This window comes from Mesorhizobium sp. M7A.F.Ca.CA.004.06.1.1 (assembly GCF_003999135.1).
Lineage (GTDB): Bacteria > Pseudomonadota > Alphaproteobacteria > Rhizobiales > Rhizobiaceae > Mesorhizobium.
In genome coordinates, this window is record NZ_RZPQ01001501.1 from 1 (window position 1) to 381 (window position 381).

Consider the following 381-nt stretch of genomic DNA (forward strand, 5'->3'; position numbering starts at 1 on the left):
CCATCCGCGTAGCCGAACGAAATCGTCGCCAGCCTGAGCGGGCCTTGCGCATGATAGGTGTGGCCATAGCCGACGCCGGCGCCTTTTTCGACGCTGCGCGTCTGTGCCACCTTTGCCTGCAGCCGCACCACCGGCAGCATCGGATTGGACTTTGCCGGCGTCGGATTGATGCCGTAGAGCGCGGCACCGGGGCGGGCGAGATCGTAGTGAAAGCGCTCCCCAAGAAAGATGCCGGAGGAATTGGTCAGCGATGCCGGCGCCTCCGGCAGCATCTTGCGCAGCCGCTCGAACGCCAGCCGCTGCTTCTCATTGGCCGGATGCTCCGGCTCGTCGGCGCAGGCCAGATGGCTCATCACGTAACGGATGTCGATGCCGTCGAAG

The 381-nt window shown here is 65.1% G+C and carries 1 protein-coding gene; it reads right to left on the reverse strand.

The genetic code is table 11. The annotated features are described in order from the left end of the window. A partial coding sequence (locus tag EN906_RS37140; RefSeq protein ID WP_206529311.1) for an alanine racemase occupies window positions 1-381 on the reverse strand: 381 nt, incomplete at both ends.